This window comes from Deltaproteobacteria bacterium (assembly GCA_005879535.1).
Lineage (GTDB): Bacteria > Myxococcota > Myxococcia > Myxococcales > 40CM-4-68-19 > 40CM-4-68-19.
Window position 1 is genome coordinate 17,915 of record VBKI01000071.1, and the last position, 14,256, is coordinate 32,170.

Consider the following 14,256-nt stretch of genomic DNA (forward strand, 5'->3'; position numbering starts at 1 on the left):
GCATCGGGCTCAGTGGTCGACGACCGGAATGACGTCGTAAGTCTTTTGCGATGCCGGCGCGGTTGCACGCGACGCGAGGGCGAGCGCGCACAGGTACAGCAGCGCGGCGCATCCGAGCGAAAGGCGGACGGCTTCCGCCGCCGGCCGGCCGTGGAAGGACGACGCGAACACGGCGATGCCGAGGGCCGTGCCGACCTGACGGCTCGTATTCAGCACCGCGCCGCCGATGCCCGCCAGCGAGGAAGGCACGCTGGCCAGGATCGCGGCGTTCATCGAGGGCGCGACCAGAGCTGCCCCAAGGCCGGTGAGCGCCAGGAGAGGCCCTTCCATGAAGAGGGGCGCCGAGGCCGGCAGCTCGGCGAGCCCCACTGCACTGGCGCAGAGGACGGCGAGCCCACCGACCATCGGCGCGCGCGTTCCGTAGCGACCAGCCAGTCGCCCTGCGACGATGCTCGTCACGCCGAAGAAAACGCTGACGATACCGAAGAGCAGCCCCGCGGCCGCTGGACTATGTCCCTGGACGTCCTGGAACTCGATCGAGAGCACGAACAGGCCGCCGAAGAAGCCGGCAGCGTAAACCAGGGCTGCCGCCGCCGTGGTGGTGAAGGTCCGATCGCGAAAGAGGTGGAGCGGCAGCATCGGATCCGCGCTGCGTCGCTCGAGCGCGACGAACGCGGCGATTCCGCCGGCAGCGCAGACGAACGCGAGCACGATGAGTGGCGACGACCAGCCCCGAGCGGACCGTTCGATCAGCGCCCAGGTCAAGGCGGCGAGTCCGAACGCTCCCGCCGCTTGCGCACCTAGATCGAACGCCCTCGTCGCGGACGCGGGGCTGCGCTGCACAAAGCGGAGCGCCAGCAGGACGCCGAGCACGCCGATCGGGACGTTGATGAGGAAGATGCTCCGCCATCCGAATGCGTGGATGAGGGCACCGCCGACCAACGGACCGCTCGCGCCGGTCACGGCCGTGAGGCTGCTCCAGATGCCGATTGCCCGCGCGCGCTCGACGGGCTCGGGATAGGCGCTGCGGAGGATCGACAGCGATGCGGGCATGAAGAGCGCCGCGCCCATCCCTTGGAGGACCCGGGCGGCGATGAGCCAGCCGATGTCGGGCGCGGCGACGCACATCGCGGAGGCGGCGGTGAAGACGACGAGCCCAGCGGTGAACAACCGCCGCGCGCCGAGGCGGTCGCCCAGGCCTCCGGCCAGAAGCAGCAAGCTGGCGAACGGCAACGTGTACCCATCGACGACCCAGGAGAGGCCGGCTGCGTCGGTGTGCAGGTCCGCGCGGATGCTGGGAAGGGCGACGTTGCCGGCGGTGACGTCGAGCAATGCCATGCCCAGACCGAAGCTGCTGGCGATGAGGGTGAATCGGGGGTCGGGATGTGGCCGGGGCATGCATGCCTCCGCGCGGGTCCGCCGGGATAGATGCATGCGCTACTCGGAGGGTGGCCTCGCCCGCGCATGTAAACCATGCAATTCTGCATGGCATGGCGGACTGGGACGCGGTGCGCTTCTTCCTCGAGCTGGCGCGCGCGAAAACCCTGGCGCGCGCCGCGCGCAGGCTGCGGGTCGATTACACGACGGTGGGCCGGCGGGTCTCCGCCTTCGAGCGCGAGCTCGGCGCGAAGCTCTTCGAGCGGACCCCCGACGGGTTCGTGCTCACCGACGCGGGCGAGAGCATCCGCGCCGCCGCGGAGCAAATGGAGCAGTCCGCCCTCGCCGTCGAGCAGCGGGCGCTCGGCGCTGACCGCCGCCTGTCGGGCACCGTGCGCATCGCCGCAGCCGAATCGGCTGGCCACGCGGTGGTCCTCCCGGCCATGCGCGAGCTGCACCGGCGCCACCCGGAGATCCGGCTGCACTTGCAGACGGGACTTGCGCGCCTGGACATCGCGCGGCGGGAGGCGGACCTGGCGCTCCGCTTCACGTCACCCGAATCCGGCGATCTGCGCTTCCGCCGGCTGACGGCGATCGGGTTCGCACTCTACGCGTCCGCGGATTACCTCGCGCGGCACCGCCCGCCCGCGCCTGGAGCAGGGTTCGCCGGGCACGACGCGGTCCTCTTCGAGGAAGGCTTCCGCGGGGCGCCGGCATTTGCGTCGCTCACTCACTCGCTGCGCGACGCCCGCGCTGCCGTCCGAGCGAACAGCATGCTGTCGCTGGTCGAAGCCGTAGCGAACGGCCTCGGCGTGGGAGCGCTCACGTGCTGCCTGGGCGATACGGATCCGCGGCTGCGCCGCGTCTTCCCCGATCTACCCGTGGAGCGCGTCGATCTGTGGCTGGTCGTGCACGCGGACGTCCAGCGCACCGGACGCATCCGCGCGCTCATTGCGGCGCTGGAAGCGCGCTGCAGGGAAGCAGCCGCGGTGCTGCGGGGATGATCATGGCCTTGAAGGTCCTCGACGTCAGCGCTCGGCGCTTCGAGTAGTGAGTCGAGAGTTCATCGGCCGCCGGCGACGTCGATGAACGTGCCTGTCGTGTAGGAAGCCTCGTCCGAGAGCAACCAGAGAACGGCGCGAGCAACCTCGGCAGCCTGGCCGCCCCGCCCCATCGGCTGCAGAGGGCCCAGTCGCGCAACGCGTCCCGGCTCACCGCCGCTCGCGTGGATCCCCGTGTCGATGATGCCCGCTCGCACGCCGTTGACGCGAATCCCTTCGCCGGCGACTTCCCTGGAGAGACCGATGGTCAGGGCGTCCAGCGCCGCTTTCGACGCGGCGTAGTCGACGTACTCACCCGGCGCGCCGAGGACGGCCGCGCGCGAGGAGACATTCACGATCGCTCCCCCGCGACCCCCGTGCCGGTTGGACATCCGGCGGACGGCCTCGCGCGCGCACAGAAACGCCCCGGTCACGTTGGTCGCGAATACCCGGCTGATGCGTGCCGCATCCATGTGTTCGACGCGCGTCTGCCCCTCGAGGATGCCCGCATTGTTCACCAGCCCCGCCACGACGCCCACCGTCGCATCCACGGTCTCGAAGAGACGCACGACATCGGGCTCGCTGGCGACGTCGGCCTGGACGGCGATCGCCCTGCGGCCCGCCGCGCGCACATCGGCAACCACGGCGGCGGCAGCGGCTTCGTTCGTGCGGAAGTTCACGCACACGTCATGGCCGCGTTCCGCCGCCAGGCGCGCGGTCGCCGCGCCGATCCCGCGGCTCGCACCGGTGATGACCATGACCGACATCGCGTGGAGGTTTTAGCGCAGCGCGCGGTCGTCTGCGCGCGCCGGAGTCGCTGGATGTCCGGATGCGCTGTTTCAGCATCTCCGTGCGGCCGGACGGCTGGAAGCTGGGGAATAGACGGCCGGCTGATCGCATCATTGGGAGTGCAACAAACACAAACCGCCAAAGGACAATCATATGAAGAATTGCAATGCACCAGAAAATCGGACCACAAGTCGCATCGTGCCCATGGCTTGGGCCACTGCTCTCGCGGCGGCGTTCGCGATCGCGCTGCCGCAGCCGGCCTACGCCGACGATCTCACGCCGCCACCCGTGCCCGACAAGCTCAAAGTGGAAGCGGGGAACGAGGTGTTCCTCGTGGGTCATGGCGTCGGCACCCAGAACTACATCTGCGTGCCCTCAGGCACTGGCGTCGCCTATACGCTCTTCACGCCGCAGGCCACTTTGTTCAGCGACGATGAGAAGCAACTCACCACCCACTTCTTCAGCCCCAACCCGTTTGAGAACAACACGAATCCAGCGGTGGTAGCCGTTGGCACGATTCGGGCCACGTGGCAACACTCCCGGGACACGAGCACCGTTTGGGCCAAACTGAAAGAGTCCTCCACCGACGCCCCTTTCGTCGCACCGAATGCCATCGCCTGGCTCCTGCTGACGGCCGTCAAAGGGGAAGACGGACCCACCGGTGGTGGCACGCTGACGAAGACCACCTTCATTCAGCGGCTGAACACCTCTGGAGGGCTCGCACCGTCGACGGGCTGCAGTTCGCCAACAGACGTCGGCCACTCGGCGTTCGTGCCTTACAAGGCCGACTACTTCTTCTACAAGAAGGCCGGTGAAGACCAGGCGGACCAGAGCAACTAGGATCTCTGCTCGAGGACTGTGGAAGAACCGGACGGCGCAACCGTCCGGTTCTCCGTACTTCGCAGTTCGTCCAATGCGCCGCCCATGGGCTGAGGGACTTTCACAGTCATGTTTCAGAACCAGTCCAGCGGCCGTGCATCTGAACGGCTGGTCCTCACGCAAATGACAGAGAGCTCCGCTGTGTCCGACGCCTCCGCTCTTCAAACCGTGCGACCCAGCCGGATCGAGGCAATCTTCGCCTTTCTTGCGATCTACGTGATCTGGGGCTCGACCTTCCTCGCAATCCGCTACGCGGTCGAATCGATCCCCCCTTTGTTCACGGCCGCGATCCGGCATTTGCTTGCCGGGTCCATTCTCCTCGGCTGGGCACTCTGGAAAGGAGAGCGGCCGACGCGCCAGGGACTGCGCGCGGGGATCATTCTCGGCTTCCTCTTCTTTTTCGTCAGTCACGGGCTGCTGCACTGGGCCGAGCTGAACGTGCCTTCCGGTGTGGCCGCATTGGTGATCGCCATCGAGCCGGCGATCGTTGCCCTTCTGCTACCGGTCCTGAAGTTGGGTCCGCGGCCACGAGGCATGACCTGGTCGGGACTCGCGGTGGGTGCGGTCAGCGTCGCACTGCTCTTCCGCCCGGATGTATCCGCCGAGCCGGGGGTGCTGATCGGGCTTGTCGCAGTTCTCGTCAGCGCCATCGCATGGTCGCTTGGCATCGTCTATTCCCGCAAGCTGCAGCCCGCAAACGGTTCCACGCTGAACGCGGCCTTGCCGCTGCTGTGCGGCTCCTTGATGCTGCTGGCAGGCGGACTCATCCGAGGGGAGCATCACGCGTTTCAATTCAGCCAGATCTTGCCGGAATCATTTGTCGGACTCCTCTTTCTCATCTTCTTCGGGTCGCTGACGGCGTTCAGCGCCTATGCATGGCTGCTCAAGCACTACTCGCCGACCCTGGTCGCAACCCATACGTACGTGAACCCGATCGTGGCAGTACTCCTGGGATGGGCGCTGGCCGGCGAAAAGCTCACCGGCTCAATCGTGTTGTCGATGGCGTTGGCCATCCTGGCCATCTCGCTGGTGAACCGCGGAAGTCAAGCCGGATGAAAATGAGAGCCAACCGCATTGGCCCCTCAAGACGCCTTGCGGACCGGCTGCTTGCGCCTGCCCGCGCGCACCCGCGGTGAGTCGGCTCGCTGCTGCGCGCCGCGCGCGGCGAGGATTGCCGGGATCAGCCCGGGAAAGCGCTGGTCGATCTCGGCGCACCGGGACGAGTTCTGCATCTCGACGCCACGGCGCTCGCTGCGGATCAGTCCGGCCTCCCTGAGCACGCGGAAGTGCTGTGAGAGCGTCGACTTGGGCACGGTCTTGTCGCTGACTGAGAGAAGGCTCGAGCAGCTCCGCGAGCAGGTGGAAGCCACCAACTCGGTATAGAGCGCCAGGCGCACCGGATCCGCGAGCGCGTGCAGGATCCCCTCGACGGTGACCTCTTCGATGGCGGGGTGGAACAGGGGCCTCACGACTTCAAGTCTAAGCGTTGCGAGGGATTTGTTCAATAGTTCGAATCTTCCGAACTATGGAAGCATCCATCCCTGAGTTCGTCCCAACCGCTCTGAAAGGAACACCCCATGGGCAAGCTCGCAGGCAAGGTCGCAGTGGTCACTGGCGCGTCGAAGGGCATCGGCGCCGGCATCGCCAGGTCGCTCGGCGCGGAGGGAGCGTCGGTCGTGGTCAATTACGCTTCCAGCAAAGCGGGCGCCGACAGCGTGGTCGCGTTCATCGAAGCCGCGGGAGGCAAAGCGGTGGCGGTCTCCGGCGATGTCTCCAGGCCCGCCGACGCGAGGCGCATCATCGACGCCGCCATCGAGGCCTACGGGCGTCTCGACATCCTGGTCAACAACTCCGGCGTATACGAGTTCGCGCCTCTCTCCGACATCACGGAGGAGTCGTTCCACAAGCAGTTCAACGTGAACGTGCTGGGCCTGCTGCTGACCACCCAGGCGGCAGCAAAGCATCTGGGCGAAGGCGGCAGCGTCATCAACATCGGCTCAGCGGTGAGCCGCATCACCCCTCCGAACAGCGCGGTCTACACCGGCACCAAAGCCGCCATCGACGGGATCACCGGCGTCCTCGCACGGGAGTTGGGATCGAGGAAGATCCGGGTCAACTCCATCAACCCCGGCATCGTCGAGACCGAGGGCACGCACGCCGCGGGTTTCATCGGGTCGGACTTCGAGAAGAACGCGATTGCGCAAGCGTCGCTGGGCCGCACCGGACAGCCGGCGGACATCGCGGCGGTCGCGGTGTTCCTCGCAGGCCCCGACTCGGGGTGGCTGACCGGCGAGCAGATCCTCGCGTCGGGCGGCCTTCGATAGGAACGAAACATGCGAGGTCCCGGCGGGGGCCTCGCATGTCTTTCTACGGGCCCATGCCAGGATCGAACATCGGCCGCAGCTCGGACTCACCCTCGAAGCCCGGCCAATACTTTCGGTGCAACTCCATGAACTCGGTGGCGACCTGGATTGCTTCAGCCTTCGACTCCGTCTTCAGGATTGCCCAGCCGCCGATGACCTCCTTGCTCTCGGCGAACGGGCCGTCGGTCACGGTGATCTTGCCGTTGGCGAGCCGCACGCGGACGCCATCCTTGCTCGGCAGCAGACCGCCCGTGTCGACGAGGGTGCCCTTCTTGATCGATGTCTCGACGAACTTGCGCATTGCCTCCATCAAAGCGGGCGGCGGCGGGGACTCGCGATTCGACTCGGGATGGCGAATGAACGTCAGGTATTTCATGGCTCCTCCTCGGGGGCTCTGATCATGCGACGAGCGGGCCGGGGCCGGATCGACATGGCAGGAACTTTTTTCGCCCGCACGACGCTGAGCGGCACGAGAGGTAGCGCTCTCCGCTGGCGACCCCCGTGAAGCACGCCGCGCTCGCGGTAGGCCATCGACAGGCACGTTCACGGCGCTCAATCTAGAACAAGGCAGCCCGGGCCAGGTCGCGCGTGAGCGATCGACCCCGGTCGATGAAGCCAATGCAGGAGACACCGAAATGCGGCAAATCGTCCCCATCCAGAGGACCAACGAGGCGTACGAGCGCGTGCTCAGGAGCGACGTCCGCTAGCGGTTCGTCATCGACATCGCCAGCTTGCGGGGCTGAGCAGGAGAAACGGCAATGCAAAAGCGCAAACTTGGAAAGAGCAATCTCGAAGTCTCGGCGATTGGCCTGGGCTGCATGGGGATGAGCTTCGCCTACGGCTCGCCGCCCGACCGCAAGCAGATGATCGACCTGCTCCGGAAGGCGGTCGAGCGCGGCGTCACATTCTTCGACACCGCCGAGATCTACGGGCCGCTCACGAACGAGGAGCTCGTGGGCGAGGCGCTCGCTCCCTTCCGCGGCAAGGTGGTGATCGCCACCAAGTTCGGCTTCAGGCCAGCATTCGAGGGTGAATCACACTGGAGCCTTACCGACAGCCGGCCGGAGCACATCAAGAAGGCCGTCGAGGGCTCGCTGAAGCGGCTGCAGGTCGATGCAATCGATCTGTACTACCAGCACCGCGTCGATCCGCAGGTGCCGATCGAGGACGTGGCGGGAGCGGTGAAGGAGCTGATTCAGCAGGGCAAGGTCAAGCACTTCGGACTCTCGGAGGCGGGCGTTCAGACCATCCGCCGCGCGCACGCGGTGCAGCCGGTTACGGCGCTGCAGAGCGAGTACTCGCTGTGGTGGAGGAAGCCAGAAGAGGAAGTGATCCCGACGCTCGAGGAGCTCGGCATCGGGCTCGTCCCGTTCAGCCCGCTCGGGAAGGGCTTCCTGACGGGCACGATCGACGAGAAGACCACGTTCGCCAAGAACGACTTCCGCCAGATCGTACCGCGCTTCACGCCGGAGGCGCGCAAGGCGAACCAGGCGCTCGTGGATCTGCTCGGGCAGGTGGCGAAGCAGAAGAATGCGACGCCGGCGCAGATCGCGCTCGCGTGGCTGCTCGCGCAGAAGCCGTGGATGGTGCCGATTCCCGGGACCACGAAGCTGAATCGCCTCGAGGAGAACCTCGGCGCGGCCAGCGTACGGCTCACGCCCGACGAGCTCCGCGCGATCGACGGCGCCGCGTCGAAGATCAAGGTGCAGGGCGCGCGGTATCCGGAGCACCTCGAGAAGAGGACGGGCCTCTGAGATGCGTGCCGGCGTCTACGAGGCGCGCAAGCGGACGCCGCGGCCGAGCGTCGTCTACGGCGGCGACGGCGCGCGCGGGAAGAAGGTCGCCGCGTCGCTCATCCGCGACGCCGGCTTCGAGCCCGTCGATACAGGACCGTTGCGCATGGCCCGCTACGGAGCCGTTCGCGCTCCTCATGGGAGAGCTGGCGTACGGAGGGCGCGGCGGCCCCGCGCTCGCGTACCGGTTCGAACGGCTCCGCGAGCAGGGATGAGCTCATGCGAGCGATGGTCGCGGGCATCGTTTGAGAATCCGCATCAATACACCGGCCAGCCGAGTTGAAAGGACGGATATGAACATGGTCGCCGCGGCAACGGTCGTTTCCCTTTCCATCGCCCGGGTCGGCACGCAGCCTTCGCAAAAGGGTCCCGCCGAATACTTCACCGGATCGGTGCGCATCGATCCGCTCTTCCAGGCGAAAGAATCGACGCGCGCATCCGGAGCGTACGTGACGTTCGAGCCAGGCGCTCGCAGCGCGTGGCACACGCATCCGCTCGGGCAGACGCTGATCGTGACTGCCGGCGTCGGCCGGGTGCAGATCGAAGGTGGGCCCAGCGATGAGATCCGGCCCGGCGACGTGGTGTGGATCCCGCCCGGCAAACGGCACTGGCACGGCGCGTCTCCGACGACCGCGATGACTCACCTCGCCATTCAGGAACACCTCAACGGCAAGGTCGTCGACTGGATGGAGAAGGTCACCGACGAGCAGTACGCAGGGGTTGCGACGCCATCCCGATGAATCGGCACTCACGCAGCTCGAGCGGCAGTGCAAGAAGGGGGGTAGATGCACTCGAGGAATGTCGTTTGCTTCCGCCGCAGGATGCCCAGGCAGCAGCGCAGGTACGTTGCGGCCCCGAACTCGCGCACGATCGTCCGCGTGTGCCGGAGGACATCCTTGGTAGTGATCAGCCCGAGAATCATCGGCCCCCACGCCAGGCTCAGCTGCCTCAAAGAGACCGATATCCCTCCGGGAGCACGGTGCGCATCTTCTCGGCGTCCCTCTTCGATCGTTCATTCCGATTTGCCTCCGCCCGAATGAATCGGTACGCCCGGCATCGATTCCTGCGCGCCCCGGCGCAGATCATCGCGCGCCCCGGGCCTGCTCATGCCGGCCGACCGCAGCCTGCAATTGCCGCCGGGCGCGCGACAGTCGAGACATCACCGTCCCGATGGGAATACGGGCCACCTCCGCGATCTCCTTGTAAGAGAGTCCCTCCATCTCGCGCAGCACGAATGCCTCGCGAAACTCGACCGGCAGCGCCTGGACCGCTTCGTTGATCAAGCGCCGTTGAGCGGAGCACAGCAGGAGTACCTCGGGTGTCTCGGAGCTTCGACCAGGATAGGCGGCATCAGCATGCAGCTCCTCGTCGAACTCGGCACCGAGCTCACGCGCGCGGTTCTGATGAAAGAACTTATATGCGCTGTTACGGACCACCTTCAGCAGCCAGGCGCGCGGGTTCTCGCCACTGAAGCCGTCGAAGAAGCGGAACGCGCGAATGATGGCCTCCTGCACGACGTCCTCGGCGTCATGGTCGTTGCGCAGCAGCCAGCGTGCGAGGTTGTAGGCGGCATCAAGATGCGGCAAAATAACCTGCTCAAAATTCGGAATATGATCGTGCTCGAGCATTGAAGCCTCCTGCAAGCGGTTCGGCGTCCTACCGGTGCGCTTGAGAGGCCTCACTAGGGTTCGCTTGAAATCGATGCAATGGACGGGCAGTTCCTTCCCGCTGGAATGCGGGTCCCCTGAAAACAGTCACGAAATCGGCGACTTACGGGGCACTCTCCCCGCCTCGCGTTCACCAAGGATGTCGATGTGGGGCCCTCGCAGACCCGCCATCCGAGGTCGACCTTGCAAGCGCTAAATCCTCGCGCCTGGCGCGCAGCCCTGGGACCAAAGGCCTTGATTTCTCGCGAACGCGAGGCGCAGTCTGCGCAGCCACGGGGAGTCCGCCATCGCCGGCATCTGCAGCCGGTCGCGAGATAAGTCGCACGGATTGTTTGGAGCGGCCCGGCTGCTCCGGTCCCCGCAGAAGGGCGGTCCCATGCTGTCCATCGGAGCGCTGTCGATGCTCCTCATTCCGGTGCCTGCAAGCGGCGCGGATGCCCGCGTCACCCGGATCGTGATCGCCTCACGCCAGCCGATAGCGGGTGGGGCGTCGTTCGGCTCGGTGGGGCCGTACGAGCCCCAGTAAACTCTGCCCGGCGGTACACTCTCTTCAGACTGCGGTTCACTTCTCGATGCGAGAAAACCATCAGCTTCGCGGACGGCTCCGTTTTGGGGTTTTCGACTTGGATCTTCGCGCTGGAGAATTGCGCAAACACGGCCTACGAGTTCGGCTTCAGGAACAGCCCTTCCAAGTCCTGGCGATGCTGCTCGAGCACCCCGGCGAGGTCGTAACTCGCGAGGAAGTTCAGAAAAGACTCTGGCCCGCAGACACCTTCGTGGATTTCGATCACGGGGTCAATAAAGCGATCAACAAAATCCGTGAGGCCCTCGGCGACTCTGCCCAGAGTCCCCGCTTTGTGGAGACTGTTGCTCGTCGCGGCTACCGCTTCCTCGCGGAGGTCGAAGTTGCCGATGCAGCCCCTGTTCGCAGTCCGGACCTCGCGACTCAGCCTCCTCCCGCGCCAGAACCGTCTCATCGCGCCGGTTTCGCTGGCAAACTCGCAATGCTCAAAGATCTTCAGCCGGCACTTGCGTGGAAGATATCAGTGCTCGTACTGCTCCTCCTGATGGCATTTTTTGGCGCCGGGAAGCTTCAGTCCTGGTATCGCCCGTCGCCTGTCATTCGCTCCTTGGCTGTCCTTCCGTTGGAAAGCCTCTCGAGCGATGCGTCCCAGGATTACTTCGCTGACGGGATGACCGACGAGTTGATTTCGGATCTCGGCCAGATCGGCGCGTTGCGTGTGATCTCGCGCACCTCGGTGATGGCTTATAAACACGCACACAAGCCTCTCCCGCAGATCGCTCGCGAGCTGAACGTGGATGCCGTGGTGGAAGGCACCGTGCTCCGTTCAGGCGACCAGGTCCGCATCACGGCACAGTTGATCGAAGCCTCTGCGGACAAGCACTTATGGTCCCAGAGCTATGAGGGTGAATTGCGAGATACCTTGGCGCTCCAGAAGAAGGTGGCTAAAGCCATTGCAGACCAGATTCGGCTCAATTTGAGTCCACAGGAAAAGGCGGCGCTACAAAACGTACGGGTCGTCAACCCGCGGGCATACGAATCCTATCTCAAGGGTCGCTACTTCTGGAACAAGCGAACGGCGGATGCTTTGAAGGTCGCCCTGGCTCATTTCAATCAGGCGATCGAGGAGGATCCGAAATACGCCCAAGCTTATTCCGGCCTGGCCGACACTTATGCTCTGCTGGGCGACTGGGAGTATGCGGCAATGACCCCCAAGGAGGCACTCCCAAGAGCGAAGGCCGCGGCGATCAAGGCTCTGGAATTGGACGGCGCGCTCGGCGAAGCCCACAACTCGCTCGCATTTTGCTTGGATATCTTCGACTGGGATCTGGACTCTGCCGGGAAGGAATTCCGGCGGGCCATTGAACTGAACCCAGGCTACGCTACGGCCCACCATTGGTATGCCTGGCATCTGAGCCTATTGGGTCGGAATGATGAAGCGATTGCAGAAATGAGAATCGCAGAAAGCATGGATCCGCTGTCCCTGATCATCAAAACTGAGTTGGCGGAGCTTCATGTCATTGCGCGCTCTTATGACGAATCGATACGAGAGAGTCGCAAAACGATCGAAATGGATCCTGGTTTTGCTCTCGCACATAATCAACTGGGCGAGGCATACCTGCAAAAACACATGCACCATGAGGCCGTCGACGAATTGCAAAAAGCAGTCCAGCTTTCCGGGCGCAGCCCGACATGCATGGCTAATCTCGCTCGCGCCTACGTCGCATCCGGACAGAAGAGCGAAGCGGTAAAGCTGCTGGACGATCTGAAGAATCGCTCAACCCCTGGTGATGCGAATGCTTCGGAGATTGCCGTGATCTACGCAGCTCTCGGGGATACGAATCAAGCCATGAATTGGCTCGAAAAGGAGTACGAAGCGCGATTCAACCCGAGCGTCCTGCTCCGGCCGGGCTTCGATCCCCTGCGCTCGGACCTACGCTTTGAGAAGCTTGTACGGCGTATCGGCCTCGCTCGTTGAAAGGCAAAACAAACTTCTGCGCTGTCTCCGATACACCCGCTGCCGACTGTGAAGAGCCCGTCGCCTCATTGCCGGCCCGCTGGCTCGAGGGCGGGCCTTCCGGCTCGGAACCCACGCTCGTGAGGCCATGCTTGAAGCCGCGGATCGCCTCACCCAGACTGGCTCCCAGCGCCGGCAGCTTGGACGGGCCAAAGAACAGCAACGCCAGGGCCAACACTACAAGAATCTCTCCGAATCCGAGTCTCATCGCCTCTCCTGCCGAGTCTGGCTCCAAGACCGAATCGTTCGCGCGATTATTCCCAAGTGAACGTGGTTGACACAGAGAGAGTTGGTGATCGCAACCGGGCACCACTCTCGATCTCGAACAGCACCACCCACGCCAGCCGTCCCGAAGGCGGCACTACCATCAAGCTGCCACTATGTGACGCGCGGCCGCCGTTTCGCCTGTAACCTCCGGGGGCATGGACTCCCTCGTCGCCTCCGCGGCGCGTTCGCTGGCGTCCGGCGATCCGCTCGGAGCGCTGAAGCGGATCGCGCTGCGCGACGATCCGCCGGCGCTCGCGCTCCGCGGCATCGCCATGGCCCAGCTCGGAGATTACGAGCGGGCGCGCGAGCTGCTTCGCCGCGCCGCGCGGGGATTCGGCCCGCGCGAGCGCCTCGAGCGCGCTCGCTGTCGAGCCGCCGAGGCCGAGGTGGCGCTGGCCGCGCGCGACCTCCGCTGGCCGGCGCGCGCGCTCGACGCCGCGGCCCGCTCGCTGGAAGCGCTGGGGGATCGCGCGAACGCGCTGCACGCGCGCCTGGTCGGCGTGCGGCGCTCGCTCCTCCTCGGACGGCTCGACGAGGGGGAGGCCGCGCTGGCCGCGCTCGACCTCCGCTGGCCGGCGCGCGCGCTCGACGCCGCGGCCCGCTCGCTGGAAGCGCTGGGGGATCGCGCGAACGCGCTGCACGCGCGCCTGGTCGGCGTGCGGCGCTCGCTCCTCCTCGGGCGGCTCGACGAGGGGGAGGCCGCGCTGGCCGCGCTCGACACGAACGGAGCGCCCGCATCGCTCGCCGCGCTGTTCGAGCTGTCACGCGCCGAGATCGCGCTCCGGCGCGTCCGCGCGAAGGAGGCCGAGCGCTTTCTGGCGCGGTCACACGCGGCCGCGCTAGCGGCGGGGATTCCGGCGCTCGTGGCCGAGGTCGAACGCGCACAGCGGGCGCTGTCGTCGCCGTCTGCGCGGCTGATCCGCGGCGCATCGGTGACGCAGGTGACGCTCGAAGAATTGGAGGCGCTCTTCGCCTCCGACGATCTGATCGTCGACGCGTGCCGGCGCGCCGTGCGTGCGCGGGGCAGCTCCGTCTCGCTCGCGAGCCGCCCGGTGCTCTTCGAGATCGTCCGCGCGCTCGCGGAGGCCTGGCCCGGCGACGTTCCTCGCGAGGCGCTGATCGCCCGCGCGTTCGAGGCGCGATCGCCGAACGAGTCCCACCGCGCGCGGCTGCGCGTCGAGGTCGGGCGCGTGCGGGCCGCCATCCGATCGCTTGCGGGTGTCGACGCGACCAAGGTGGGCTTCGCGCTCGCGCCTCGCGCGGCGCGTCCGGTGGTGGTGCTCGCGCCTCCGATCGACGGACCCGCGGGGTCGATCCTGGCGCTGCTCGAGGGCGGCGAGCCCTGGTCCACCTCCGCGCTCGCGTACGCCCTCGGCGCGAGCCAGCGGACGGTGCAGCGCGCCATTCGCGACCTCGACGAGTCCAGGGCAGTGCGTCCGGTGGGTCGCGGGCGCTCTCGGCGCTGGGTCGCGCCGCCGCTCACCGGATTCGCGACAACCTTGTTGCTCCCCGGGGCGCTGCCGGTGCGTTATCCCTGACGC

General features: G+C 66.0%; 15 protein-coding genes. 8 read left to right on the plus strand and 7 right to left on the minus strand.

Going from position 1 to position 14,256, the window contains the following annotated elements:
* Positions 1-9: 9 nt before the first annotated feature.
* On the minus strand, positions 10-1,434 hold the full coding sequence (locus E6J58_16395) for an MFS transporter (GenBank protein TMB35396.1): 1,425 nt from the start codon (positions 1,432-1,434) through the stop codon (positions 10-12).
* Here E6J58_16395 and E6J58_16400 point away from each other — a divergent pair.
* Positions 1,401-2,381, plus strand: coding sequence for a LysR family transcriptional regulator (locus E6J58_16400; GenBank protein ID TMB35397.1), 981 nt, complete (start codon positions 1,401-1,403; stop codon positions 2,379-2,381). The genes E6J58_16395 and E6J58_16400 overlap by 34 nt on opposite strands.
* A gap of 59 nt (positions 2,382-2,440) precedes the next feature.
* Here E6J58_16400 and E6J58_16405 read toward each other — a convergent pair whose 3' ends face one another.
* Positions 2,441-3,184: an SDR family oxidoreductase gene (locus E6J58_16405; GenBank protein TMB35398.1), complete on the minus strand. Its 744-nt coding sequence runs from the start codon at positions 3,182-3,184 to the stop codon at positions 2,441-2,443.
* A gap of 175 nt (positions 3,185-3,359) precedes the next feature.
* Here E6J58_16405 and E6J58_16410 point away from each other — a divergent pair, with 175 nt between their 5' ends.
* Positions 3,360-4,046 (plus strand): DUF3455 domain-containing protein, encoded by a 687-nt coding sequence (locus E6J58_16410; GenBank protein ID TMB35399.1) that lies wholly within the window; start codon positions 3,360-3,362, stop codon positions 4,044-4,046.
* 108 nt (positions 4,047-4,154) lie between these two features.
* Positions 4,155-5,141 (plus strand): hypothetical protein, encoded by a 987-nt coding sequence (locus E6J58_16415; GenBank protein ID TMB35400.1) that lies wholly within the window; start codon positions 4,155-4,157, stop codon positions 5,139-5,141.
* A gap of 26 nt (positions 5,142-5,167) precedes the next feature.
* On the opposite strand, the gene E6J58_16420 is transcribed toward E6J58_16415, so the two are convergent.
* Positions 5,168-5,554 carry a helix-turn-helix transcriptional regulator gene (locus tag E6J58_16420; GenBank protein TMB35401.1) on the minus strand — a complete coding sequence of 129 codons (387 nt, stop codon included), beginning with the start codon at positions 5,552-5,554 and terminating at the stop codon, positions 5,168-5,170.
* 108 nt (positions 5,555-5,662) lie between these two features.
* On the opposite strand from E6J58_16420, the gene E6J58_16425 reads away from it, so the two are divergent.
* Positions 5,663-6,409: a glucose 1-dehydrogenase gene (locus E6J58_16425; GenBank protein ID TMB35402.1), complete on the plus strand. Its 747-nt coding sequence runs from the start codon at positions 5,663-5,665 to the stop codon at positions 6,407-6,409.
* A gap of 43 nt (positions 6,410-6,452) precedes the next feature.
* Here the strand turns inward: E6J58_16425 and E6J58_16430 are convergent, their stop codons facing one another.
* Positions 6,453-6,824: a hypothetical protein gene (locus tag E6J58_16430; GenBank protein TMB35403.1), complete on the minus strand. Its 372-nt coding sequence runs from the start codon at positions 6,822-6,824 to the stop codon at positions 6,453-6,455.
* A 382-nt stretch (positions 6,825-7,206) separates the two neighbouring features.
* Here E6J58_16430 and E6J58_16435 point away from each other — a divergent pair, with 382 nt between their 5' ends.
* The gene (locus E6J58_16435) at positions 7,207-8,202 is read left to right on the plus strand and encodes an aldo/keto reductase (GenBank protein TMB35404.1); all 996 of its coding nucleotides are present in this window, start codon (positions 7,207-7,209) and stop codon (positions 8,200-8,202) included.
* A 332-nt stretch (positions 8,203-8,534) separates the two neighbouring features.
* The gene (locus E6J58_16440; protein ID TMB35405.1) at positions 8,535-8,981 is read left to right on the plus strand and encodes a cupin domain-containing protein; all 447 of its coding nucleotides are present in this window, start codon (positions 8,535-8,537) and stop codon (positions 8,979-8,981) included.
* An 8-nt stretch (positions 8,982-8,989) separates the two neighbouring features.
* Here the strand turns inward: E6J58_16440 and E6J58_16445 are convergent, their stop codons facing one another.
* Positions 8,990-9,193, minus strand: a complete 204-nt coding sequence (locus tag E6J58_16445; protein ID TMB35406.1) for a hypothetical protein — start codon at positions 9,191-9,193, stop codon at positions 8,990-8,992.
* Between the two features lie 130 nt (positions 9,194-9,323).
* Positions 9,324-9,869: a sigma-70 family RNA polymerase sigma factor gene (locus E6J58_16450; GenBank protein ID TMB35407.1), complete on the minus strand. Its 546-nt coding sequence runs from the start codon at positions 9,867-9,869 to the stop codon at positions 9,324-9,326.
* Between the two features lie 611 nt (positions 9,870-10,480).
* Between E6J58_16450 and E6J58_16455 the strand changes: the two genes are divergently transcribed.
* Positions 10,481-12,409, plus strand: a complete 1,929-nt coding sequence (locus E6J58_16455) for a tetratricopeptide repeat protein (protein ID TMB35408.1) — start codon at positions 10,481-10,483, stop codon at positions 12,407-12,409.
* On the opposite strand, the gene E6J58_16460 is transcribed toward E6J58_16455, so the two are convergent.
* Positions 12,315-12,656 carry a twin-arginine translocase TatA/TatE family subunit gene (locus E6J58_16460; GenBank protein TMB35409.1) on the minus strand — a complete coding sequence of 114 codons (342 nt, stop codon included), beginning with the start codon at positions 12,654-12,656 and terminating at the stop codon, positions 12,315-12,317. The two genes, E6J58_16455 and E6J58_16460, sit on opposite strands and share 95 nt — an antisense overlap.
* 214 nt (positions 12,657-12,870) lie before the next feature.
* Between E6J58_16460 and E6J58_16465 the strand changes: the two genes are divergently transcribed.
* Positions 12,871-14,253, plus strand: a complete 1,383-nt coding sequence (locus E6J58_16465; GenBank protein ID TMB35410.1) for a helix-turn-helix domain-containing protein — start codon at positions 12,871-12,873, stop codon at positions 14,251-14,253.
* Positions 14,254-14,256: the final 3 nt, after the last annotated feature.